Below are 21,715 nucleotides of genomic sequence, written 5' to 3'. Positions count from 1 at the left end.
CGCGGCACCGGCATCGCCGCCACCGCGCCGTGAGTCCCGCGCGCCGGCCGCCCCGGCGGCCCCAGCCGCCGACGATGGCCCACCGCCGTGGGATGAGATGCCGGGCGAATTCGCGTCGCCGTCTCTGGAGGACATCGACGCGGCCTTTGCAGGTTGGGACGCGGCCTCCAGCGCGCGGCCCGGCACGCCCGAGCCTGCACGTCCGGCGCAGATTCAGGCGCCGGCGGTTGTATCGGCTCCTGCCCAGGCCGAGGTTGCGGAGCCCGTGGCGGAGGCGACGCCCCCGGATCTGAGCGCAAGCGGGCTGCCCGCATTCGATGGCAATTGGCCCGCGCTGGCCGCGCGCCTGCCGATGCGCGGCCTGGCCCAACAGCTGGCGTATCAAAGCGAACTCGTGGCCGTGGAGGGCGCGACGATGCGCCTGCGCGTACCCCTGCCTGCGTTGACCGAGGCCGGTGTCGTCGAACGGCTCGAGGCTGCGCTGAGCGAGCATTTCGGTACGCCCGTGCGCGTGGCGTGCGACATCGGTGCCGCACGCGCGACCGCCGCCGCTGTGGACGCCGAGCAGCGTGCCCAGCGTCAGCGGGACGCAGAAGAGGCGATTGCCGCCAACCCGTTCGTGCAGGCGCTCGTCCGGGATTTTGCCGCTCAGGTGATCCCCGGTTCGATTCAACCGCACGCGCACTGACCCGCATTCAGGATTCCACACCCAACACCGGCGCGCCTGCACGAGCGGCACGCCCTGCATGACCCATTCCAAGGAGCAACGACCATGATGAAAGGCCAGATCGCCGGGCTGATGAAGCAGGCCCAGCAGATGCAGGAAAACATGAAGAAGATGCAGGAACAGCTCGGCCAGATCGAGGTGGAAGGCGTGTCCGGCGCCGGCCTCGTGAAGGTGGTGATGACCTGCAAGAACGACGTGAAGCGCGTGTCCATCGACCCGAGCCTGCTGGCCGAGGGCGAAGACAAGGACCTGCTGGAAGACCTGATTGCCGCCGCCTTCAACGATGCCGTGCGCAAGGCCGAGGCCACCACGCAGGAGAAAATGGGCTCCGTCACGTCGGGCCTGGGCGGCATGGCGGGCATGCTGCCGCCGGGCTTCAAGCTGCCGTTCTAAGCCGCTGCGCCATGGTGCTGGAGTCTGCGCTGCTGCACGTCAAACCGGGTCAGGAGGCTGCCTTCGAGGCGGCCTTTGACGAGGCGCGCCACATCATCGGCGCGATGCGGGGCTTTGTTTCGCTCACGCTGTCGCGCTGCCTGGAAAAGCCGGGCGACTACCTGTTGCTCGTGCAGTGGCAGACACTGGAAGACCACACCGTCGGTTTCCGGCAGTCCGCCGAGTACCAGCGCTGGCGCGCGCTGCTGCATCACTTCTATGAGCCGATGCCGGAAGTGCTGCACTACACGGCCGTGACGGAGCATCCGTGATGCGCGCGGGTCCGGGTACGCCCTCGGCGTTGCAGATGCTTGTGGAAGCCTTGCGCGTGCTGCCGGGCGTGGGCCCGAAGTCGGCGCAGCGCATGGCCTACCACCTCCTGCAGCATGACCGCGAAGGGGCTTCGCGGCTGGCGCAGGCGTTGACCGAGGCAACGGAGGCCATTCACCACTGCAGCCGCTGCAACACCTTTACCGAGCAGGAAGTCTGCGAGACCTGCCTCGATCCGCGCCGCGATGCATCGTTGCTCTGCGTGGTCGAAACGCCTGCCGACCAGATGATGATCGAGCAGACACTGACCTATCGCGGACAGTATTTCGTGCTGATGGGGCGGCTCTCGCCGCTGGACAACATCGGCCCCAAGGAAATCCATCTCGAACGCCTGCTCGCCCGCGCGACCGACCCGGCGCTGGGCGGTCCGTGCTCCGAGGTCATTCTCGCGACGAACTTCACCAGCGAGGGCGAGGCCACCGCGCACTACATCGGCGAAATGCTCAAGGCGCGCGGCATCAGGGCGACGCGGCTGGCGCGCGGCGTGCCTGTCGGTGGTGAACTCGAATATGTGGATGCGGGCACCATCGCCCGCGCGGTGCTCGATCGGCGCCAGCTCTAGGCTGACGCCCTGCCGTCAGAATTCGGTATGCAGGCGCGTGCCGAAGAAGACCGCCGGGCCGCGGTCCGCGTTGTAGCCGGGGTTGCGGATCCACTGCACGTCGGCGCTGATCCACAGGTGCTTGGCCGCCTGGAAGCTGTAGAACGCCTCGACGATCTGCTCGGGCGCGTAGTTCAGCTTGCCATCGCCCAGAAAGACGCCCATGCCGCCTCGCTGCAGGTAGCGGCGATGATCCGGCGACAGCATGTTGATGGCGGCCGCTACGCCGACCGTATCGTCCGTGCGGCCCCACTTGCTGCCTTTGACCAGTGTGCCGAATGACACCGAGCGGTCGATTTCCGTAAACGCATAGGTTTCCGTTTTGCCATCCGCCCACGACGCACGTGCGAATACGCCGATGTCGTCGTTGATCTGCTGTTCGGCGCCGACGCCGATGCCGACCTTGGCGTGCCCGCGCCGCACGAGGTTGACGTCCGGTGCGCTGCCGGTCGATTGGCCAAGGGCGATGGCGTCGTCATAGCGCGCCATGTCGGCCTTGTTGCGGAAGAGCATGACGCGCAGCTTGCCCGGCTGCCCGGCCAGCGTGTGGCTGCGTTCCACTTCGAAGACGTCGCCGTAGTGCCGGCCGATACGCGTATCGAGCGCCAGGCCGTTCGATTCGGCCGGCTGGATGAAGCGGCCCAGGCGGTAGGCCCAGTCGCCGTCGTAATACTCCAGCGCGGCGCCCCAGGTGTAGCCACGGGCGTCTGCGGCATAGTCGAACGCGCCATGCGTAAGGAACGACCAGTTCAGGAACTGCGTGCGCGGGTCATGGGCGTACGTCACGCTGTCGAATACATCGAGCACCGAGAAATTGCCTGCCGTGAAGACGAGCCGCCGCTTGTCGACGGGGCCGGCAAACTGGTTCATGTCGGGCTCCTGGTCTTCGCTGCCGCCGCCCAGGCCCACGGTCTGGCGGAAGAACGCGCGTGCCCGATACACGGTCGGGTCGGGCCCGGCCGTCTTGGCCAGCTCGCCGTTGCTGAAGCCGGCCAGCCCGTGCAGGCCGGAGAAAGGCTGTCCGAACGCGATTTCCGGGTTGATGTGGACTTCCGCGCCCTTCCACAGGCGCATGCCGAGGTCGAGCGTGGTCGTGACCGAATAGCTGGCAGTCGATCGGCCCGACAGGCTGTTGGGGCCGCTGTACGGCGAATGGAACGACAGGTCGTGCTGCCACACGTACGTGGCCTGGCCATGCACGGCGAAACGGTCCGGATCGCTGATCGCCCAATGCGTTGCGTCGTCGTCCGCAAAGGCCGGGCTGGCGCAGAGCATCAAGGTGGGCAGGGCGGTCAGGCAAAGCAGGCGTGATGGGAACAGCAGCATGGCAGGAAGCGGTGAGAACGCCGTTAGAATCCTTCTGCAATCAGACGGTCTGTGAACGGCCAAAGTCCGCCATGTTAACCACGGGCGGGTGACGGCCGCATGAAACAGCATGGAACGTGCCGCGATCTGACGTCTGATGTTGCATCTTTTCCACCTCCAGCTCCCACGATGAACCTCGCCCGCTTTGATCTCGTCACCCTCGGCCTGTTTGTGGCGGTGGCCCGGCTGGGCAGTATCTCGGCCGGCGCACGGCAGTCGCATCTGGCGGTAGCGGCGGCCAGCAAGCGGATTTCCGACCTCGAAGCGGCCGTGGGCGCGCCGCTGCTGTATCGCCACGCAGCGGGCGTGGAGCTGACCGAGGCCGGCCAGGCGTGCTTCCGCCATGCCGTGGGCATCCTCCAGGACGTCGAGCGCATGGCGGGCGCGCTGTCGGACTTTGCGGCTGGCACGCGCGGGCTGGTGCGCGTGTGGGCCAATACCTCCTCGATCACGCAGTTCCTGGCCGACGACCTGGCTGCCTTCATGCTGGCCAACCCCGCCATTCGCATCGCGCTGGAGGAGCAGGACAGCGGCGATATCGTCGCGGCGCTGCGCGAGAACCGCGCAGACCTTGGCATCTTCGCGGCCGGCACGCCATGCGAGGGGCTGCAATGGTTCGACTACCGCGAGGACGACCTCGCCCTCGTGACGCCGCGCAACCATCCGCTGGCCGGCCGCAAGCACGTGCATTTTGCCGATGCGGTGGACTTCGATTTCGTCAGCCTGCCGCCCGGCACGTCGCTCGCGGCGCAATTGCTGGAGGAAAGCCAGCGCATGGGCAAGCCGCTGCGCCTGCGCATCCAGGTGCGCAGCTTTGAGGCCGTCTGCCGCATGGTCGCCTCCGGGCTGGGCGTGGGCGTGCTGCCGCGCATTGCCGCGCAGGGGCACGTGTCGAGCCTGCCGGGCGCGGGCCTCGCGCTGGTGCCGCTGCAGGACGAATGGGCGCATCGCCGTCTGCTCGTGGGCGTGCGCGACCCCGATGCGCTGACCAGTTCCGCGCGTCTTCTGATGACGCATCTGCTCGGCAACCCTGCTGCGCTCTGAATTCAACGCTTTCCATACCGATCCATGTCGACTCAGGTTTTGCAGAACATCCGCGTGCTGGAACTCGGGCAACTCATCGCCGGGCCGTTCGCCGCCAAGACGCTCGCCGATTTTGGCGCGCAGGTCATCAAGATCGAGCCGCCGGGGCAGGGCGATCCGCTGCGAAAATGGCGGATGCTGCATGAGGGCACCTCGGTCTGGTGGGAAGCGCAGTCGCGCAACAAGCAGTCCGTCTGCGTGGACCTGCGCGTGCCGCAGGGGCAGGACGTGGTGCGCAAGCTCGCCGCAGAGGCCGACGTGCTCATCGAGAACTTCCGCCCCGGCACGATGGAGAAGTGGGGGCTGTCGTACGAAGCGCTGTCCGCCATCAACCCGAAGCTCATCATGCTGCGCGTGTCGGGCTACGGCCAGACCGGACCGAAGCGCGACGAGCCCGGGTTTGCCGCGATTGCCGAGGCCATGGCAGGCCTGCGCTACCTGACCGGCGAGCCGGGCCGCCCGCCCTCACGTGCCGGCCTGTCATTGGGCGACACGATCGCCGGCCTGCATGGTGCGCTGGGGGTGCTGCTGGCCCTGTACGAGCGTGACGCGCGCGGCGGCAAGGGGCAGATGATCGACGTGGCCCTGTACGAGTCGGTCTTCAATCTGACCGAGAGCCTGCTGCCCGAGTATTCGGTCTTCGGCGCCATCCGCCAGCCCGCAGGCGGCGCGCTGCCGGGCATTGCGCCGTCCAACGCGTATCGCTGTGCCGGCGGGGAGTACGTGCTGATCGCCGCCAATGGCGACAACATCTTCCGCCGCCTGATGCTCAAGATGGGGCGGCCTGATCTCGCTGACGATCCTTCCCTTGCCCGCAACGACGGCCGTGCCGCGCGCGCCGAGGAGATCGATGCCGCCATCAACGCCTGGACGGCCACATTGGCCATCGGCGACGTCCTCGCCGCGCTGCATGAGGCCGAGGTGCCGAGTGGCCCGATCTACACCGTCGCCGACATTGCCGCCGACCCGCATTACCGCGCACGTGGCGTGATCGAGACTGTGCGCACGCAGTCCGGCATCGACGTCGAAATGCCTGGGGTCGTCCCGAAGCTCTCGGCGACGCCAGGGGTCGTGCAGGCCAGCGCTCCGCGCCTGGGCCAGCACACGCGCGACGTGCTGCGCGGCCACGGCCTGACCGACGCGCAGATCGACGCGCTGGTCTCGCAAGGCATCGTGGCTGAGGCGAACGGTTAAACAGCTAGGACGATCCCGCATATTGGGTTGCAAGCCATTACGGTAATATCGCCGCCAGGGCAGTGAACGCCGCAGAACAGGAGACGAGCATGGGGACACGAGGCATCGGCCGTTGGGCGAAGTGGATTGGCGCGGCGTGGTGCGCAGCGAGCCTGCTGGCAGCCAGCCCCGCCGTCCTGGCGCAGGGCAAGCCTGAAAGGAGCAAGGTCACCATCGCGGTGGGCGGCAAGGCGTTGTTCTACTACCTGCCGCTGACGATCGCCGAACGCCTCGGCTACTTCAAGGATGAAGGCCTGGACGTGGAGATCGTCGACTTTGCCGGCGGCGCGAAGGCGTTGCAGGCGGTGGTTGGCGGCAGCGCCGATGTGGTGAGCGGCGCGTATGAGCACACGCTGGTGCTGCAGGCCAAGGGCCAGGCGTACCAGGAATTCGTGCTGCAGGGTCGCGCCCCGCAGATCGTGCTGGCGGTCAACAACAAGACGATGCCCAACTACAAGTCGATTGGTGACCTGAAGGGCAAGAAGATCGGCGTGACGGCACCGGGCTCGTCGACCAACATCATGGTGAATTACGTGCTGGCGCGCGCCGGCATCAAGCCGAACGAGGTGTCGATCATCGGCGTGGGGGCAAGCAACGGCGCCATCGCCGCCGTGCGCGCCGGCCAGATCGACGCGCTGGCGAACCTGGACCCGGTCATGTCGATGCTCACGCAGAAGAACGAGGTGCGCGTGGTGTCCGATACCCGCACGCTGGCGGACACCAAGGCGGTGTTCGGCGGCAACATGCCGGCGGGCTGCCTGTATGCGTCCACCGCGTTCATCCAGAAGAATCCCAACACCACGCAGGCGCTGACCAACGCCATGGTGCGGGCGCTCAAGTGGCTGCAGAAGGCGGGCCCGTCGGACATCGTCAAGACCGTACCGGAGTCGTACCTGCTGGGTGACCGCGCGCTGTATCTGGCCGCGTGGGACAAGGTGCGCGAGGCCATCTCGCCCGACGGCACGATGCCTGCCGACGGCCCCGCTACGGCGCTGCGCACGTTGTCCGAATTCGATGCAGAGGTGAAGGGCAAGTCGATCAAGCTTGACCAGACCTTCACCAACGCCTTCGTGCAGAAGGCCAACGCCAAGTACAAGTAAGCCTCACAGGCTTTCGGCAACGCGCCCGGTTTCGGCCGGGCGCATTGTTTTTGGACCGCACATCATGTCCCATCCAGCGCTTTCGTTCGACCGGATCACCTGCACCTTCATCTCGCCCGACAAACCGGGCCAGCGCTACACCGCCGTCAAGGACACCACGCTCGATGTGCAGGCCGGCGAGTTCGTCTCCGTCGTCGGGCCCACCGGTTGCGGCAAATCCACGTTGCTGAATCTCGCGGCGGGGCTGCTGCAGCCGTCGTCCGGGCAGGTGCGCGTGTTTGGCGAGCCGCTGGTCGGTATCAACCGCCGCGCGGGCTACATGTTCCAGGCCGAAGCGCTGATGCCGTGGCGCAGCGCGCTCGACAACGTGCTGGCCGGGCTGGAATTTCGCGGCACACCAGACAAGGAAGCACGCGATCTGGCGATGTCGTGGCTGGCGCGCGTCGGCCTGGGCGGGTTTGAAGACCGTTATCCGCATCAACTGTCGGGCGGCATGCGCAAGCGCGTGAGCCTGGCGCAGACGCTCGTACTCGACCCCGACATCATCCTCATGGACGAGCCGTTCTCCGCGCTCGATATCCAGACGCGCCAGTTGATGGAAAACGAGGTGCTGGACCTCTGGGCCGCCAAGCGCAAGGCGGTGCTGTTCATCACGCACGATCTGGACGAGGCGATTGCGATGAGCGACCGCGTCGTCGTGCTGGCCGCCGGGCCCGGTACGCACCCGATTGGCGAATTCGTGATCGATCTGCCGCGCCCGCGCGACGTGGCGGAGATTCGCGACCAGGCGGGTTTTGTCGACCTGCACGCGCGCATCTGGGATGTGCTGCGTGAAGAAGTGCTCAAGGGCTACGCGCAGCATCGCCGCGTGGCGTGAACCGAATCCGATCGATCGTACTCATGGCAAATCGTCCGCTTTCCTCTTTCTCGCTACGTGCGTGGCAGCTTGGCCTGCTGGTCGCCACGCTGGCTGTCTGGCATTTCGCTACGCGTTCGCAACAGGTCGCGTTCTTCTTTGGCGAGCCGATCATCGTGGCCCAGCGCATCTGGGCGTGGTTCGTGACCGAGGGCGATATCTACCTGCACCTCGGTGTGACGTTGGCCGAGACGGTGCTGGCGTTCGCCATCGGCACGGCGACAGGCCTCGGCGCAGGGCTCTGGCTGGCGCTGAGCCCGGCGGCGTCTGCCGTGCTGGACCCGTACATCAAGGCTGCCAATTCGATGCCGCGCGTGATCCTGGCGCCGATCTTTGGCGTGTGGTTCGGCCTGGGCATCTGGTCAAAGGTGGCGCTGGCGGTGACGCTGGTGTTCTTCATCGTCTTCTTCAACGTCTACCAGGGCGTGAAGGAGGTGAGCCCGGTAGTGCTGGCCAACGCACGCATGCTCGGGGCGTCGCAGCGGCAACTGCTGCGTTTTGTCTATCTTCCGAGTGCCACGAGCTGGGTGTTCTCGTCCCTGCATACGTCGGTGGGCCTCGCGTTTGTGGGTGCGGTGGTGGGCGAGTACCTTGGCTCGGCGCGCGGCGTGGGCTACCTCATTCTTCAGGCCGAGGGCACGTTCGACATCAACACCGTGTTCGCGGGCATCGTCGTGCTGACCGTATTTGCGCTCGTGCTCGACTGGCTGGTGGGCCTCGTGGAAAAGCGCCTGATGCGCTGGCAGCCCAAGACCGGCGAGACGGAAAAACTCTGACCGTCCGCACATCACATCGACCCTGCAATAAGCAGGGTTATGCAGCTAGACGGTCGGTCTACTACAATCCCACCCATCATGAGCAAGCACCCTGAACCCGCCACCGCAGAAGGCGCCGAAGCCCGGCACGACACGCGCGACCGCATTCTGGCCGCCGGCGCCGAGCTGATCCTCGGCCGCGGGTTCTCGGCGGTCGGGCTGGCGGAGATCCTCGGCCGGGCCCAGGTGCCCAAGGGCTCGTTTTATTACTACTTCGCGTCGAAGGAAGACTTTGGCGCGGCGATGCTCGAGCGTTACTTCCAGGATTACGACGCGGGTGTCGTCAGCCTCTTCAACGACACGCGGCTGACTGCACGCGAACGCCTCCTGCGCTACTTCACCGCCTGGATCGACTTGCACGAGCGCAGTGCGTGTGAACTCACCTGCCTGGCCGTCAAGCTTTCCGGTGAGGTGTCGGATCTGTCGGAGCCGATGCGCAAGGTGCTCTCCGCGGGCATGAACCGCATGGTCGCGCGGATCGAGGCGGTCATCTGCGCCGGTGTGGCCGATGGCTCGCTCCCGCCCGTGGCCGATGCGCATGCACTGGCCGAGAGCCTGTACGGCATGTGGATGGGCGGCGCGCTTCAGGCAAAGGCTCACCGGTCCACGTCCCCCTTCAGGAGTTGCCTGGCGCAGACCGAAGCACTGCTGGCGCCCCCGACGCATTGATCGCGAGGCACGTTCCTCGCTTTTTTAAACGTCCGGTTCTAGATGACCGGTCGAATAGTCAAACCCTGCTGTCCTTTTTGTAGGAGCCGAGATGCCTCAACAATTGCTGTCCCCCATCCAGGTCGGTCGCACGACCCTGGCCAATCGCGTCGTGATGGCGCCGCTCACGCGGTCCCGCGCAGGCCAGCCTGGCGATGTGCCCACCGAGTTGAACGTGACGTACTACGCGCAGCGCGCCACGGCCGGCCTCATCGTAACGGAAGCGACGCAGATTTCCCGCCAGGGCCAGGGCTATGCCTGGACGCCCGGCATGTACACCGACGCGCAGGAAGCCGGCTGGAAGGCGGTGGTGGACGCCGTGCACGCCAAGGGCGGCCGCATTTCGCAGCAGCTTTGGCACGTGGGCCGCATTTCGCACACGCTGCTGCAGGAGAACGGGCAGGCGCCGGTCGCGCCGTCGGCCATTGTCGCCAAAGGCGCCCAGAGCTTCGTTGTGCAGCCCGACGGCACAGCCGCCAACGTGCAGACCAGCGAGCCCCGCGCCCTGGCCACGGAAGAGATCCCGGGCATCATTGCCCAGTACCGTCAGGCTGTGCTGCGCGCGCGGCGCGTGGGTTTCGATTTCGTCGAAATCCATGCCGCCAACGGCTACCTGCTTCACCAGTTCCTGTCGACCAACAGCAACCAGCGCACCGATCAGTACGGCGGCTCACTCGAGAACCGCGCGCGGCTGATCCTCGAAGTGGTCGACACCGCCATCGCGGAAATCGGCGCCGATCGCGTGGGCATTCGCCTGTCGCCGCACTTTGTCGCGCATGACATCGCCGATGCGCAAGCCGAGGCCAGCGCCCTGTATCTCGCGCGCGAACTTACCAAGCGCGGCATCGCTTATCTGCACATCGCCGAGCCCGACTGGGCAGGCGGCCCCGAGCTGTCCACCGACTTCCGTCGCCAGTTGCGCGATGCGTTCAAGGGAACGCTCATCGTTTGCGGCAACTACACCGCGCAAGAGGGCGAGCAGATGATCGCTTCCGGCCTGGCCGATGCGGTGGCATTTGGCCGGCCGTTCATCGCCAACCCCGATCTGGTCGCACGCTTCCGCGCCGGTGCGGAGCTCAACAAGCCGGACCGCTCGACCTTCTACGGCGGTCGGGAAAAGGGCTACACCGATTACCCCACGCTGGAAGAAGCCGCCTGATCCGGTATCGCCGCAAAGACAAAACCGCGCTGGGCAACGAACCCAGCGCGGCTCTTGTTCCGTCTGCGGTGCGAACGCTCAGGGTTGGATCACGACCTTGCCCGTCACCTTGCGCGCCGCCATGTCGAGCAGCGCCTGCGTGGTCTGCTCCAGCGGGTAGCGCGCCGAGATGTGCGGGCGGATCTTGCCTTCGCGCATCCACCCGAGCATCTGCGTCATGTTGGCCAGATTCGCCTTCGGCTCGCGGCGCGCGAATTCACCCCAGAACACGCCCACCAGCGATGCGCCCTTGAGCAACGCCAGGTTCAGCGGCATCTTCGGAATCTCGCCGTTCGCAAAGCCGACCACGAGATAGCGGCCGCGCCAGGCGATGGAGCGGAACGCCGGCTCCGCATAGATGCCGCCGACCGGGTCGTAGATCACGTCGGGGCCCTTGCCGTCGGTCAGTGCCTTGATGCGCTCGCGCAGGTCTTCTGTCGAATAGTTGATGAGTTCATCGGCGCCGTGCTCTTTGCACACGGCAAGCTTTTCGTCGCTCGATGCCGCGGCGATCACGCGTGCGCCGATGGCCTTGCCGATCTCGATGGCGGCCAGTCCGACGCCGCCGGCGGCGCCCAGCACCAGCATCGTTTCGCCGGCCTTCAACTGCCCGCGGTCCACCACGGCGTGGTGCGACGTGCCATAGGTCAGGGTGAAGGCGGCAGCGGTGTCGAACGCCATGCCGGGCGGCATCGGCATGACGACCTTGGCCGACGCCTTCACCTGCGAAGCAAACGCGCCCTGGCCCAGGAAGGCGATCACATGGTCGCCGGCCTTCACATGCGACACGCCTTCGCCCACCGAATGCACCACGCCCGCGACCTCAGAGCCCGGCGTGAAGGGCAGTTCGGGCTTGAACTGGTACTTGTTCTGGATGATCAGCACGTCGGGAAAATTCACTCCCGCGGCCTTCACATCGATGACGACCTCTCCGGCGCCCGGCGTGAGATCGGGCAGGGTTTCAATGACCAGCGATTCGGGCGGGCCCCAGGTCTTGCAGACGACGGCTTTCATGAGTGTCTCCTCGACAGTCTTGCGTTGGATTGTTCGCCATCTCGCATGCATCGCACGCGATTCCGTCTGGCAGTGTAACCGAATAAAAGCACGATCGTTCGATTTGATCGGGGCGCCTGCCAACTCGGCGTGCAGATGCATTTTTGCGGATGTGTACAACGTTCCCGGAGCGCGAACCACGCACGCCGCTCGGTTACAATCCGCGCCATGCATATTCTCATTGCCAATGACGACGGTTACCTCGCGCCTGGTCTCGCGGCGCTCGCCCGCGCGCTTCGTCCGCTGGGCCGCGTGACCGTGGTGGCGCCGGAACAGAACCATAGCGGCGCATCCAACTCGCTCACGCTGCAGCGGCCGCTCTCGGTGTTTGAAGCGACCGAAGGCGCGCAGAAGGGCTTCCGCTTCGTCAACGGCACGCCGACGGACTGCGTGCACATCGCGCTCACCGGCATGATCGAAGAGAAGCCCGACCTGGTGGTGTCCGGCATCAACCAGGGCCAGAACATGGGCGAAGACGTGCTGTACTCCGGCACCGTCGCGGCCGCCATCGAGGGTTATCTGTTTGGCATCCCGTCGATCGCGTTTTCGCAGGTCGACAAGGGATGGACACATCTCGATGCCGCCGAGCGCGTCGCGCGTGAAGTCGTCGAGCGATATCTCTCCGACCCGCTGGAGGGATCGGTCCTGCTCAATGTCAACATTCCCAACGTACCGTACGGCGAGCTGGCAGGCTGGCGCGCGACGCGCCTGGGCAAGCGGCACCAGTCGCAGCCGGTGATCCGGCAAGCCAACCCGCGCGGTGAGCCCATTTACTGGGTGGGCGCCGCCGGCGACGCCAAGGATGCCAGCGAAGGCACCGATTTCCATGCCGTTGCCCACGGGTTCGTTTCGTTGACGCCGCTGCAGCTCGATCTGACCGATACGGCGCAGCTGCGCAGCGTGCGCCGCTGGCAGACGCCCTGAGAGAGACGGAGCCCCATGTCTGAACGCCCGCGTGATCGGCGCTTTCCGTTGACGCTCGACGCCGTCGTCGAACGCAAGCCTGCGGGCCGTCAGCGCGAGACGCGGATCTCCTCCGGCGTGAGCGCCATGTCGAATGCCGGATCGCGACCGGCGCCGGCACGTACGGTGTCGGCCGAGCGGGCGCCGCAGGCACCGTCGCCTGCGCCCCAACGCGTGGCGGGCGTGGATGCGGTGGTCGGTGCGGTCGCCGCCAGTGCGGTGCAGGCGCGCACTCAAGCCGCGAATGCAGCGGCGGGGGGGATGGCGTCGGATCGCGCGCGGCAGGCGCTGGTCGGCCGCGTTCGTGCCGGCGGCGTGACCGATGCACGCGTGCTTGCCGCCATCGGCACGGTGCCCCGGCACCTGTTCGTCGATGCCGGTCTGGCGTCTCAGGCGTATGAGGATTCCGCCTTGCCGATCGGGCATCAGCAAACGATCTCGAAGCCTTCGGTGGTCGGCCGGATGATTGAGCTGCTGGTGCGCGAGCGGCCCCGGCGCGGCGGCGCACCGCTGGCACGGGTGCTCGAAGTCGGAACCGGCTGCGGTTATCAGGCCGCGGTGCTCGCGCAGTTGGCCGACGAGGTCTACTCGATCGAACGCGTCCGACCGCTGCACGAAAAAGCCAAAGCGAACTTGCGGCCACTCCGCGTGCCAAACATCCGTCTGCACTACGGCGACGGCATGCTGGGGCTGCCGAAGGCCGCGCCGTTTGACGCCATCATCCTGGCCGCGGCGGGGTTGGAGGTGCCGCAGGCGCTGCTCGACCAGCTCGCTGTCGGCGGCCGCCTGATCGCGCCGGTGGCAACTGAGCGCAATGGCGGCCCCGCGCAGCAACTCATACTCATCGAGCGCCGCAGCCGCTTCCAGTTTCACAGTACCGCGCTTGAAGGCGTTTTCTTTGTCCCGTTAAAATCAGGAACTGTTTAGCATGTTCACTTCCCGGAGCTCCATGAACCGTCCAAGCCCCGCACGCGCCGGCCGGCTCGCTGTGGCGATGGTGTCGGCCGCACTGCTGGCGGCTTGCGCATCCTCCGGCAATCAAGCCCCTGTCCTCGACCGCACTTCGCGTGCCGGCACCAGCGGCGCCGCATCGCAGGAGCCGCCGCCTCCCGGCTACTACCGCGTCAAACGCGGCGACACGCTGTACAGCATCGCCCTGCGCAATGGCCAGGCCCCGCGCGATCTTGTCGCATGGAACAACATCGCGAATCCCAACCAGATCGAGGTCGATCAGCTGATTCGCGTGGTGCCGCCCAATGCCGACGTGAGCAGCACGGGCGCCGTGGTCACGCCGGTCCGCCCGGGTACCACGACCACGCAACCGAGCGACTCGGGCCCGGTCACGCCACCGCCGGCCACGTCGAGCCCGCCTGCTGCCGGGGCAAGCGACAGCCCCATCGCATTGGTATGGCCGGCGCACGGTTCGCTCGTCAACCGCTTCGACGACAAGGCCAACAAGGGCATCGACATCGGCGGCAAGCGGGGTGATCCGGTGCTCGCTGCCGGCGACGGAAAAGTGATCCACGTTGGACCCTTGCGTGGGTACGGGAATCTTGTCATCATCAAACACAACGACACGTTCCTGACCGCCTACGGCAACAACGACAAGGTTCTGGTCACCGAGCAATCCACGGTCAAGAAAGGGCAGAAGATCGCTGAAATGGGCAGTACCGATGCGGACCGCGTGAAGCTTCACTTTGAAGTGCGCCGCAACGGCAAGCCGGTCGATCCGATGCGTTTCCTTCCGCCTCAATAGAGGAATGCATGCCGCGCCAGAAAGCCGCCACGCCCGCCACCCCCGTCGATGAAAACGTCGATGCTGTAGAGGGCCAAAGCACCCGTAACGGGCGCGGGGGGCGGCGTGCTCGCGGTGCGGCGCAACCTCCGACGGAAGACATTGAAGTCGCCGAGACGCTGGTCGACGAGGCGCCTAGCGCTGAATCGGCCGACCTTGCCGATGTGTCCGACAGCATCGACGAGCCCGAGGAAGACGAGGAAGAGTCTGGCGAAGCCGAGGAGGCGGCGCCGGAAGAGGATTTCCGCAAGGTGCTGCAGGCAGAGCTGGCTGCTGACACGGTCCAGCACTACCTGAATCGCATCAGCATCAAGCCGCTGCTGACGCCGGCCGAGGAACTGCATTTCTCGACGCTGGCCAAGGCTGGCGAGTTCACCGCCCGCCAGGTCATGATCGAGCGCAATCTGCGCTTGGTCGTGAGCATTGCAAAGGGTTATCTGAACCGCGGCGTTCCGCTTCTCGACCTGATCGAAGAGGGCAACCTCGGCTTGATGCATGCCATCGAGAAGTTCGATCCGGAACGCGGTTTCCGCTTTTCGACCTACGCGACATGGTGGATCCGCCAGAGCATCGAGCGCGCGATCATGAACCAGGCGCGCACCGTCCGCTTGCCGGTGCACGTGATCCGCGAACTCAACCAGGTGCTGCGCGCCAAGCGCCATCTTGAGAAGGGCGGGATCGACGGCCGCGACGCGAGCCTTGAAGATATCGCCCACCTGCTCGGCAAGACGACGGAAGAAGTCCAGGATGTGCTGTCCCTCAACGAGCACACGACTTCGCTGGATACGCCGTTTGACCTCGATCCTGGCACCAGCCTGCTCGACTTTCTGTCGGACGAACACGGCGCGTCGCCGGACCAGGAAGTCGCGCATCGCGAGTTGTCGCAGCTGATGAAGTCGTGGCTGGCTCGCCTCTCTGACAAGCATCGCTATGTGGTGGAGCGCCGCTTCGGCCTGAACCATATCGAGCCCGCCACGCTGGAAGAGCTCGCCGCTGAAATGGGGCTGACCCGCGAACGCGTGCGCCAGATCCAGCAAGAAGCGCTGGTCAAGCTCAAGCGCCACTTCGCCTCGCAGGGCGTGCGCAAGGACGCGGTGCTGTAAGACCGCCTCTCTCTCCCTCAATCGTTTCGCAGCTCCAGCAGCATCGGCTGGTGGTCTGATGCCTGTGTGGCGCTATTGACCTCAACGCGCAGCACGCGCGCCTTCAGCGGGTCGCTGATCAGCATGAAATCGCATGCGTAGGCCGGTTCCGTCCAGCCGGTGCGATCGTAGACGCCGAAGGTGGGCGGTTGCGGTGTCGCGCCATGGGCAATTTCCCAGGCGTCATGCAACGCTGGCGCTTGTGTGAGCGGCACGGTGGCGAGCCGCTTGGGGGTGGAATCCGGTTTGCAGTTGAAATCGCCGCAGATGACGGTCGACATGGTTTGTGCCAGCGGGCGGAACGGGCCGATGGCCGACTCGGGGCCGAGCTGCTGCGCCTCGCTTGCGCGCGCGCAGCCCTCGGCGTGAACGGCGCGCAACGCATCAACCTGTGCCAGGCGCTGAAGCTCGGAGTAGTACTCCAGGTGCGTAGTCACGATGCGCAACGGACCGAAAGGTGCTAGCAGGATCGTCTCGATGGCCATGCGGGGCATGAACGGCGTAGCGTCGGGCGGGCAAGGCAGCGCGTGCCGGACGACGTGGAGCACCGGCAGGCGGGAAGCGATCGCGTTGCCGAAGCGTTGCACGTGCTGGCCGTCGTGCCGCTCCAGGGCGAAGCCGCCGATGACGCTGTACTCCCTGCCCAACGCATCCGTGAGCTCGCCCCATTGATCCGGACCCGGCTGGCCGGGCAGGGCGGTGAACCCGGATGTCAGTTCCTGCAGGCATAGGACGTCAAAGCGGCTCATGCGGTGAGCCTCGTCCAACTGGCGCGCAAGATCGACATGCCCGTCCACGCCGCGGCCCCACTGGATGTTCCACGTCAGGATGACGGTGCTCATGGTGTCCTCCGGTGTCTTACAATGCCGCCCTTGTCCTTTTATCCGCCCAGGCTCGCCCGTGTCTCAAGCTGCACCCAACGTCACGCCTTCGTCTCCTGATCCGACAACCGGGGCGCCCGCCAAGGCGCCGCGTGGCCGAAGGAAGCCCGATATGCCGGTGGCTGGCCCGCTGGACGTCGTCTCGCTGGACAACGAGGCGCGGGGCATCGGACGTCTGGCCAATGAAGACGGCACGCCCGGCAAGGTCGTGTTCGTAGAGGGCGCGCTGCCGGGCGAGCAGGTAACGTACCGCAGCCATCGCGTGAAGCCGTCGTACGAGCAGGCGAGCGTGGTGAGCATTCTGCGCGCATCGGCGACGCGCGTGACGCCGCAATGCCAGTTCTTTGGCGTGTGCGGCGGTTGCTCGATGCAGCATCTGGACGCGCGCGCGCAGGTCGCCATCAAACAGCGCGTGCTTGAGGACGATCTGTGGCACCTGGCCAAGCTGCGTCCGGACGTTGTCTTCCGGCCGATTGCCGGACCGGATTGGGGCTATCGCTATCGTGCGCGTCTGACGGTGCGCCACGTTGCCGCCAAAGGCGGCGTGCTGGTGGGGTTTCATGAGCGCAAGAGCAGCTATGTGGCTGACATGACGTCGTGCGAGATTCTGCCGCCGCACGTCTCGGCGCTGCTGGTGCCGTTGCGCGAACTGGTGGGGCGCTTGTCCATCGTCCAGCGCATGCCCCAGATCGAGCTGGCGGTCGGGCAGGATGTGACCGCGCTGGTGCTGCGCGTTCTGGAGCCACTCACGTCCGCCGACGAAGCCGAACTGCGTGCCTTTGCCGACCGGCATAACGTCCAGTTCTGGCTGCAGCCGAAGGGCCCTGACACGGTCTACCCGTTCTATCCGCTGGAGCGCGCGCTGACGTACACGCTGCCGGAGTTCGGTATCACGATGCCGTTCAAGCCGACGGATTTCACGCAGGTCAATCACCAGATCAACCGGGTGCTGATGTCGCGGGCGTTGAAACTGCTCGACGCGCAGCCTGGGGATCGGCTGCTCGACCTCTTCTGCGGGATCGGAAATTTCACGCTCCCGATGGCCACGCGCGCCCGCGAGGTCATCGGCATCGAAGGCAGCGAAGCCCTGACCACCCGCGCTCTGGCCAACGCCAAACACAACGGTTTGGACGCGAAGACCTCGTTTGCCTGCCGCAACCTGTTCGAAGTGACGGCCGATGATATCGCTGCGCTGGGCAAGTTTGATCGCTGGCTGATCGACCCGCCTCGGGAGGGGGCGCTGGCGGTGTCCAAGGCGCTGGCCGAGTTGTCGCAACGCGGCGCCGATGCGGCCGACCTCCTGCCGAAGCGGATCGTCTATGTGTCGTGCAATCCGTCCACCTTGGCGCGCGATGCGGGTTTGCTGGTGCACGAGGCCGGCTATCGGCTTGCGGGGGCGGGCGTGGTGAACATGTTCCCGCACACGTCCCACGTGGAGTCGATTGCTGTATTCGAGCGGGGCTGACCCCCAGGCACGGACAAAGAAAAACCGGCGCACCGGGCGCCGGTTTTTTTTCGCTATTGACTGCGACGAGGTTCAGTCGCGATTGCCGCCGAAGATGCCGAGGATCGCCAGCAGGTTCGTGAAGATGTTGTAGACGTCCAGATAGATCGCCAGGGTGGCGGTGACGTAGTTCGTTTCGCCGCCGTTCACGATGCGCTGCACGTCAAACAGGATGTAGGCCGAGAAGATCGCAATGGCCAGCACCGAGATCGTCAGCATCATCGCCGGCAACTGCAGCCAGATATTGGCCACCGAACCGACGATCAGCACCAGCACGCCCATGAACAGCCACTTGCCCAGGCCCGAGAAGTCGCGTTTGCTGACCGTGGCCACCGTCGCCATCACGCCAAAGATGATCGCCGTGCCGCCAAACGCCGTCATGATCAGCGACGCGCCGTTCGAAAAGCCCAGGATCATGCCGATCAGGCGCGAGAGCATCAGCCCCATGAAGAACGTGAAGCCGAGCAGCAGGGCGACGCCCACGCCGCTGTTCTTGAAGCGCTCGATCGCATAGAAGAAGCCGAAAGCCACCGCCATGAAGACGACGAAGCCGATCAGTGGGTTACGCCCCATCAGGTTGAAACCGGTGGCGACGCCGATCCACGCACCGAGGATGGTGGGAATCATGGAAAGTGCGAGCAGCCAATAGGTATTGCGCAGCACGCGGTTGCGGACGGCCAACGCGCCGGCGGTGCCGGAAGCGCCAAAACCGTACGTGTTGAGTTGGTTGTCCATGCGAACTCCTTGGGTAAATGACATTGCAGACAATGCGACGACGCACCGAATGTGGCATCCGAGGTGAGCTTTTGCAAGCCGCATCGTCCCTACTTGGAGGAAAGAGCATGCCACGCGGTTCCAGCATTCGGGCGATCCTGACGTCGCAGGACGGCCGGCGGAGGTGCTTTTCTGGGCGCACGGTAAGGCGATGCTAAGCCTGCACCCTCCCGCCCGACCGCAGACGGCTTGAGTGATTAACGAGGCTCTCGCGAAAGCTGCTCTGGCAAGGGACGGTTGCACCGTTTGCCATCCAACCCTGCCGCTCGCGTGCTAGAATCCAACGTTTATCTTTGATGTAACACCTTCATTTTTTGGAGTTTTTGATGGCGATCGAACGCACCCTCTCGATTATCAAGCCGGACGCCGTGGCCAAGAACGTCATCGGCCAGATCTATGCCCGTTTCGAAGGCGCTGGCCTGAAGATCGTCGCGGCCAAGATGGTCCACCTGTCGCGCGCTGAAGCCGAGCAGTTCTACGCCGTGCACAAGGAGCGTCCGTTCTTCAAGGATCTGGTCGACTTCATGATCTCGGGCCCCGTGATGGTTCAGGTGCTGGAAGGCGAAAACGCCATTGCCAAGAACCGCGACCTGATGGGCGCAACGGACCCGAAGAAGGCTGAGAAGGGCACGATCCGCGCCGATTTTGCCGACAGCATTGACGCCAACGCCGTGCACGGCTCGGACGCTGCTGAAACGGCTGCCGTGGAAGTGGCTTTCTTCTTCCCGGGCCTGAACATTTACAGCCGCTAAGCGTCAACGCTAGACTGGATTGGCGGTTTTGGGTTGCAACTCATGAGCGATGTGGTGAATCTCCTCGATTTCGACGCACAGGGCCTTCTCGCGTACTGCGAGGGCCTGGGCGAGAAGTCGTTCCGCGCCAAGCAATTGCAGCGCTGGATTCACCAGTCCGGCGCGTCTGACTTTGCCGAGATGACCGATCTCGCCAAGTCGCTGCGCGAAAAGTTGGCAACCCGGGCCGTCATCCAGGCGCCGGCGGTCATTTCCGATCACCTCTCGTCGGACGGCACCCGCAAGTGGTTGGTCGACGTGGGGCAGGGCAATGCCGTCGAGACGGTCTACATCCCGGAAGAGACGCGCGGCACACTGTGCGTGTCGTCTCAGGCCGGGTGCGCCGTCAACTGCCGGTTCTGTTCGACCGGCAAGCAGGGGTTTTCACGCAACCTCACCACGGGCGAGATCATCGGGCAGCTCTGGATGGCTGAATTTGCCATGCGCAAGCAGCTCGGCCGCGGTCCCAAGGATGACCGTGTCATCACCAACGTCGTGATGATGGGCATGGGCGAGCCGCTGCTGAACTATGACGCGGTGGTGCCGGCGCTGTCGCTGATGCTCGACGACAATGCATACGGCCTTTCGCGCCGTCGGGTGACGGTGTCCACGTCCGGCGTGGTGCCGATGATGGATCGCCTGTCACGCGATTTGCCGGTGGCGCTGGCTGTGTCGCTGCATGCGTCCAACGACGCGCTGCGCGACGTGCTCGTGCCGCTCAACAAGAAGTATCCGCTGGCCGAACTGATGGCTGCCTGCCGGCGCTATCTCGAGTTCGCGCCGCGCGACTTCATCACCTTCGAATACTGCATGCTCGACGGCGTCAATGACACGGTCGAGCACGCCCGCGAACTGCTGCGCGTCGTGGCCGACGTGCCGTGCAAGTTCAACCTCATTCCGTTCAACCCGTTCCCGGAGTCCGGGTTGAAGCGTTCGAACAACGAGCAGATCCGTCGCTTTGCCCAGGTGCTGCTGGATGCCGGCATCGTGACCACCATTCGCAAGACACGTGGCGACGACATCGATGCCGCCTGCGGTCAGCTGGCGGGTGAGGTTAAGGACCGTACGCGCCTCGCGGAGCGCGGCAAGTTCGGCAAGATCGTCCCGGTTCCCGTGGTCGGAGCCGACTCCACTCAACGTATGGGTACCGCATGAAGCGTTGGTCGACTGCTGTCAGTCTGGTCTTCACGCTGGCAGCCGCCGGGTGCGCATTGCCGCCGCCGGCCCAGACGCAAGACGTCAAGACGCTCTCCGATCAGACCGATAACACCAGCCGGCGTGCCGCGATCCGGCTGCAGTTGGCGACGCAATATCTCGAGGCGGGCCAGGCGGCGACGGCACTTGATGAAATCAAGAACGCCATCGCCATCGATCCGAACGTGCCAGGCGCGTATCACATCCGGGCGCTGGCTTACATGAACCTGGGGCAACACGAGCTGGCCGACGACAGTTTCCGACGGGCGTTGGCGGCCGCACCCCAGGATGGCGACTTGCTGAATAACTACGGGTGGTTCCTGTGCTCGCAGGGCGGCAAGCCCGAGCAGGGCATGGCGATGCTTCGCCGGGCGATCGAGGCACCCGCGGCGGGCAGCCCCGCCAAACCATGGACCAACCTCGGTGTCTGCCAGATGCGACAGGGCGATCTGGATGGCGCAGAGAAAAGCCTCACGCGCGCCACCTATATCGACGCCAACAATCCGCTGACCAACCTCACGTTGGCACAGCTCTATTACAAGCGCCGCGAATACGCGCGCGCCATGCCGTTCATCGAACGCGTCAACGGCCGCGGCAACCCGACGGCCGAGAGCCTGTGGTTGGGCGCGCGCATCGCCCGCCGCCTCGGTGACATCTCGCAGCAGAACGCATGGAGCGCGCAGTTGCAGCGCCGCTTCCCCAATGCGCCCGAAGAGGCGGCTTTCGAACGAGGAGCATGGGATGACTGAACGCGACGCGGCAGGTGCAGCCGATCTCTCTTACGGTACGGCGCCTGCCTCGAATCCCCCTGCCGCATCACCGGAGCGTGACGAGGCATTGCGTGAGATTGCCGAGCGGCTGCGCGCTGGCCGCGAGCGCCAGCGCCAGACGGTCGAAGACCTGGCGACGCGCCTCAAGGTGGCGCCTGCCAAGCTGTACGCGGTGGAGTCGGCAGATCTTGCAGCCTTGCCGGACATGACGTTTGCCAAGGGGCTGATCCGCGCCTACGCGCGTGCATTGCAGGTCGACGTCGACGATCAACTCACCCGCCTGAATGCGCGGGCGTCGGTAGCCAACATCGGCTTGCGACCGGAGGGGGGCCTGGGCGAG

Annotated in this window: 24 protein-coding genes; 20 read left to right on the top strand and 4 right to left on the bottom strand. The window is 65.5% G+C overall.

Features of this window, described 5'->3' with window-relative positions:
* The 4 genes from A6M56_RS02060 to recR form a co-directional block, all read left to right on the top strand.
* A partial coding sequence (locus A6M56_RS02060; RefSeq protein ID WP_286757676.1) for a DNA polymerase III subunit gamma/tau C-terminal domain-containing protein occupies positions 1–688 on the top strand: 688 nt, incomplete at its 5' end.
* Positions 689–772: 84 nt separating this feature from the next.
* Complete coding sequence (locus A6M56_RS02055) at positions 773–1,120, top strand: YbaB/EbfC family nucleoid-associated protein (RefSeq protein ID WP_045786559.1); 348 nt, start codon at positions 773–775, stop codon at positions 1,118–1,120.
* An 11-nt stretch (positions 1,121–1,131) separates the two neighbouring features.
* Positions 1,132–1,431, top strand: coding sequence for an antibiotic biosynthesis monooxygenase family protein (locus tag A6M56_RS02050; RefSeq protein ID WP_045786560.1), 300 nt, complete (start codon positions 1,132–1,134; stop codon positions 1,429–1,431).
* Positions 1,431–2,051 (top strand): recombination mediator RecR, encoded by a 621-nt coding sequence (gene recR / locus A6M56_RS02045; protein WP_102079640.1) that lies wholly within the window; start codon positions 1,431–1,433, stop codon positions 2,049–2,051. Before A6M56_RS02050 ends, recR begins: the two co-directional genes overlap by 1 nt.
* A 15-nt stretch (positions 2,052–2,066) precedes the next feature.
* Here the strand turns inward: recR and A6M56_RS02040 are convergent, their stop codons facing one another.
* Positions 2,067–3,416: a carbohydrate porin gene (locus A6M56_RS02040; RefSeq protein WP_045786562.1), complete on the bottom strand. Its 1,350-nt coding sequence runs from the start codon at positions 3,414–3,416 to the stop codon at positions 2,067–2,069.
* A 168-nt stretch (positions 3,417–3,584) separates the two neighbouring features.
* Here A6M56_RS02040 and A6M56_RS02035 point away from each other — a divergent pair, with 168 nt between their 5' ends.
* The 7 genes from A6M56_RS02035 (at position 3,585) to A6M56_RS02005 (ending at position 10,469) form a co-directional block, all read left to right on the top strand.
* Entirely contained in the window at positions 3,585–4,499 is a 915-nt protein-coding gene (locus A6M56_RS02035; RefSeq protein WP_045786563.1) for a LysR substrate-binding domain-containing protein, read from the top strand.
* Positions 4,500–4,523: 24 nt separating this feature from the next.
* Positions 4,524–5,732, top strand: a complete 1,209-nt coding sequence (locus tag A6M56_RS02030) for a CaiB/BaiF CoA transferase family protein (protein ID WP_045786564.1) — start codon at positions 4,524–4,526, stop codon at positions 5,730–5,732.
* Positions 5,733–5,821: 89 nt separating this feature from the next.
* Positions 5,822–6,871 carry an ABC transporter substrate-binding protein gene (locus A6M56_RS02025; protein ID WP_102079641.1) on the top strand — a complete coding sequence of 350 codons (1,050 nt, stop codon included), beginning with the start codon at positions 5,822–5,824 and terminating at the stop codon, positions 6,869–6,871.
* Between the two features lie 64 nt (positions 6,872–6,935).
* Complete coding sequence (locus A6M56_RS02020; protein ID WP_063393336.1) at positions 6,936–7,748, top strand: ABC transporter ATP-binding protein; 813 nt, start codon at positions 6,936–6,938, stop codon at positions 7,746–7,748.
* A gap of 23 nt (positions 7,749–7,771) precedes the next feature.
* Positions 7,772–8,563 carry an ABC transporter permease gene (locus A6M56_RS02015; RefSeq protein WP_045786567.1) on the top strand — a complete coding sequence of 264 codons (792 nt, stop codon included), beginning with the start codon at positions 7,772–7,774 and terminating at the stop codon, positions 8,561–8,563.
* 78 nt (positions 8,564–8,641) lie between these two features.
* Positions 8,642–9,271: a TetR/AcrR family transcriptional regulator gene (locus A6M56_RS02010; protein WP_102079642.1), complete on the top strand. Its 630-nt coding sequence runs from the start codon at positions 8,642–8,644 to the stop codon at positions 9,269–9,271.
* Between the two features lie 91 nt (positions 9,272–9,362).
* Positions 9,363–10,469: an alkene reductase gene (locus A6M56_RS02005; RefSeq protein WP_062739235.1), complete on the top strand. Its 1,107-nt coding sequence runs from the start codon at positions 9,363–9,365 to the stop codon at positions 10,467–10,469.
* A gap of 78 nt (positions 10,470–10,547) precedes the next feature.
* Here the strand turns inward: A6M56_RS02005 and A6M56_RS02000 are convergent, their stop codons facing one another.
* Positions 10,548–11,522, bottom strand: coding sequence for an NADPH:quinone oxidoreductase family protein (locus A6M56_RS02000; RefSeq protein ID WP_063393340.1), 975 nt, complete (start codon positions 11,520–11,522; stop codon positions 10,548–10,550).
* Between the two features lie 207 nt (positions 11,523–11,729).
* Between A6M56_RS02000 and surE the strand changes: the two genes are divergently transcribed.
* The 4 genes from surE to rpoS are packed head-to-tail and all read left to right on the top strand — an operon-like array spanning position 11,730 to position 15,422.
* Positions 11,730–12,485 (top strand): 5'/3'-nucleotidase SurE, encoded by a 756-nt coding sequence (gene surE, locus A6M56_RS01995; RefSeq protein WP_045786571.1) that lies wholly within the window; start codon positions 11,730–11,732, stop codon positions 12,483–12,485.
* Between the two features lie 15 nt (positions 12,486–12,500).
* Positions 12,501–13,451 carry a protein-L-isoaspartate(D-aspartate) O-methyltransferase gene (locus tag A6M56_RS01990; protein ID WP_102079643.1) on the top strand — a complete coding sequence of 317 codons (951 nt, stop codon included), beginning with the start codon at positions 12,501–12,503 and terminating at the stop codon, positions 13,449–13,451.
* A 1-nt stretch (position 13,452) separates the two neighbouring features.
* Complete coding sequence (locus A6M56_RS01985) at positions 13,453–14,280, top strand: peptidoglycan DD-metalloendopeptidase family protein (RefSeq protein ID WP_045786573.1); 828 nt, start codon at positions 13,453–13,455, stop codon at positions 14,278–14,280.
* Positions 14,281–14,288: 8 nt separating this feature from the next.
* Entirely contained in the window at positions 14,289–15,422 is a 1,134-nt protein-coding gene (gene rpoS, locus A6M56_RS01980; RefSeq protein WP_102079644.1) for an RNA polymerase sigma factor RpoS, read from the top strand.
* Between the two features lie 17 nt (positions 15,423–15,439).
* Here the strand turns inward: rpoS and A6M56_RS01975 are convergent, their stop codons facing one another.
* Entirely contained in the window at positions 15,440–16,303 is an 864-nt protein-coding gene (locus A6M56_RS01975) for an endonuclease/exonuclease/phosphatase family protein (protein ID WP_102079645.1), read from the bottom strand.
* A 151-nt stretch (positions 16,304–16,454) separates the two neighbouring features.
* Here A6M56_RS01975 and rlmD point away from each other — a divergent pair, with 151 nt between their 5' ends.
* Positions 16,455–17,807 (top strand): 23S rRNA (uracil(1939)-C(5))-methyltransferase RlmD, encoded by a 1,353-nt coding sequence (rlmD, locus tag A6M56_RS01970; protein WP_045786576.1) that lies wholly within the window; start codon positions 16,455–16,457, stop codon positions 17,805–17,807.
* Between the two features lie 72 nt (positions 17,808–17,879).
* Here rlmD and A6M56_RS01965 read toward each other — a convergent pair whose 3' ends face one another.
* Positions 17,880–18,581, bottom strand: coding sequence for a Bax inhibitor-1/YccA family protein (locus tag A6M56_RS01965; protein WP_045786577.1), 702 nt, complete (start codon positions 18,579–18,581; stop codon positions 17,880–17,882).
* A 365-nt stretch (positions 18,582–18,946) separates the two neighbouring features.
* Here A6M56_RS01965 and ndk point away from each other — a divergent pair, with 365 nt between their 5' ends.
* From ndk to A6M56_RS01945, 4 genes are all read left to right on the top strand, one after another.
* The gene (gene ndk / locus A6M56_RS01960) at positions 18,947–19,372 is read left to right on the top strand and encodes a nucleoside-diphosphate kinase (protein ID WP_045786578.1); all 426 of its coding nucleotides are present in this window, start codon (positions 18,947–18,949) and stop codon (positions 19,370–19,372) included.
* 42 nt (positions 19,373–19,414) lie between these two features.
* Positions 19,415–20,566, top strand: coding sequence for a dual-specificity RNA methyltransferase RlmN (gene rlmN / locus A6M56_RS01955; RefSeq protein ID WP_045786579.1), 1,152 nt, complete (start codon positions 19,415–19,417; stop codon positions 20,564–20,566).
* Positions 20,563–21,354, top strand: coding sequence for a type IV pilus biogenesis/stability protein PilW (pilW, locus tag A6M56_RS01950; RefSeq protein ID WP_045786580.1), 792 nt, complete (start codon positions 20,563–20,565; stop codon positions 21,352–21,354). The genes rlmN and pilW overlap by 4 nt, the downstream gene beginning before the upstream one ends.
* Positions 21,347–21,715: helix-turn-helix domain-containing protein (locus tag A6M56_RS01945; RefSeq protein ID WP_286757672.1), on the top strand; the 369-nt coding region annotated here is incomplete at its 3' end. The genes pilW and A6M56_RS01945, both read left to right, overlap by 8 nt.

It is taken from the genome of Ralstonia sp. RL, assembly GCF_001683835.1.
Classification (GTDB): domain Bacteria; phylum Pseudomonadota; class Gammaproteobacteria; order Burkholderiales; family Burkholderiaceae; genus Ralstonia; species Ralstonia mannitolilytica.
The sequence above is the reverse complement of the archived record's forward strand: the minus strand, read 5'-3'. Positions and strand labels throughout refer to the sequence as shown.

Coding starts and splice junctions, on each gene's coding strand:
- A6M56_RS02055 (WP_045786559.1), top strand. CDS start 773: ATGATGAAAGGCCAGATCGCCGGGCTGATGAAGCAGGCCCAGCAGATG.
- A6M56_RS02050 (WP_045786560.1), top strand. CDS start 1,132: ATGGTGCTGGAGTCTGCGCTGCTGCACGTCAAACCGGGTCAGGAGGCT.
- recR (WP_102079640.1), top strand. CDS start 1,431: ATGCGCGCGGGTCCGGGTACGCCCTCGGCGTTGCAGATGCTTGTGGAA.
- A6M56_RS02040 (WP_045786562.1), bottom strand. CDS start 3,416: ATGCTGCTGTTCCCATCACGCCTGCTTTGCCTGACCGCCCTGCCCACC.
- A6M56_RS02035 (WP_045786563.1), top strand. CDS start 3,585: ATGAACCTCGCCCGCTTTGATCTCGTCACCCTCGGCCTGTTTGTGGCG.
- A6M56_RS02030 (WP_045786564.1), top strand. CDS start 4,524: ATGTCGACTCAGGTTTTGCAGAACATCCGCGTGCTGGAACTCGGGCAA.
- A6M56_RS02025 (WP_102079641.1), top strand. CDS start 5,822: ATGGGGACACGAGGCATCGGCCGTTGGGCGAAGTGGATTGGCGCGGCG.
- A6M56_RS02020 (WP_063393336.1), top strand. CDS start 6,936: ATGTCCCATCCAGCGCTTTCGTTCGACCGGATCACCTGCACCTTCATC.
- A6M56_RS02015 (WP_045786567.1), top strand. CDS start 7,772: ATGGCAAATCGTCCGCTTTCCTCTTTCTCGCTACGTGCGTGGCAGCTT.
- A6M56_RS02010 (WP_102079642.1), top strand. CDS start 8,642: ATGAGCAAGCACCCTGAACCCGCCACCGCAGAAGGCGCCGAAGCCCGG.
- A6M56_RS02005 (WP_062739235.1), top strand. CDS start 9,363: ATGCCTCAACAATTGCTGTCCCCCATCCAGGTCGGTCGCACGACCCTG.
- A6M56_RS02000 (WP_063393340.1), bottom strand. CDS start 11,522: ATGAAAGCCGTCGTCTGCAAGACCTGGGGCCCGCCCGAATCGCTGGTC.
- surE (WP_045786571.1), top strand. CDS start 11,730: ATGCATATTCTCATTGCCAATGACGACGGTTACCTCGCGCCTGGTCTC.
- A6M56_RS01990 (WP_102079643.1), top strand. CDS start 12,501: ATGTCTGAACGCCCGCGTGATCGGCGCTTTCCGTTGACGCTCGACGCC.
- A6M56_RS01985 (WP_045786573.1), top strand. CDS start 13,453: ATGTTCACTTCCCGGAGCTCCATGAACCGTCCAAGCCCCGCACGCGCC.
- rpoS (WP_102079644.1), top strand. CDS start 14,289: ATGCCGCGCCAGAAAGCCGCCACGCCCGCCACCCCCGTCGATGAAAAC.
- A6M56_RS01975 (WP_102079645.1), bottom strand. CDS start 16,303: ATGAGCACCGTCATCCTGACGTGGAACATCCAGTGGGGCCGCGGCGTG.
- rlmD (WP_045786576.1), top strand. CDS start 16,455: ATGCCGGTGGCTGGCCCGCTGGACGTCGTCTCGCTGGACAACGAGGCG.
- A6M56_RS01965 (WP_045786577.1), bottom strand. CDS start 18,581: ATGGACAACCAACTCAACACGTACGGTTTTGGCGCTTCCGGCACCGCC.
- ndk (WP_045786578.1), top strand. CDS start 18,947: ATGGCGATCGAACGCACCCTCTCGATTATCAAGCCGGACGCCGTGGCC.
- rlmN (WP_045786579.1), top strand. CDS start 19,415: ATGAGCGATGTGGTGAATCTCCTCGATTTCGACGCACAGGGCCTTCTC.
- pilW (WP_045786580.1), top strand. CDS start 20,563: ATGAAGCGTTGGTCGACTGCTGTCAGTCTGGTCTTCACGCTGGCAGCC.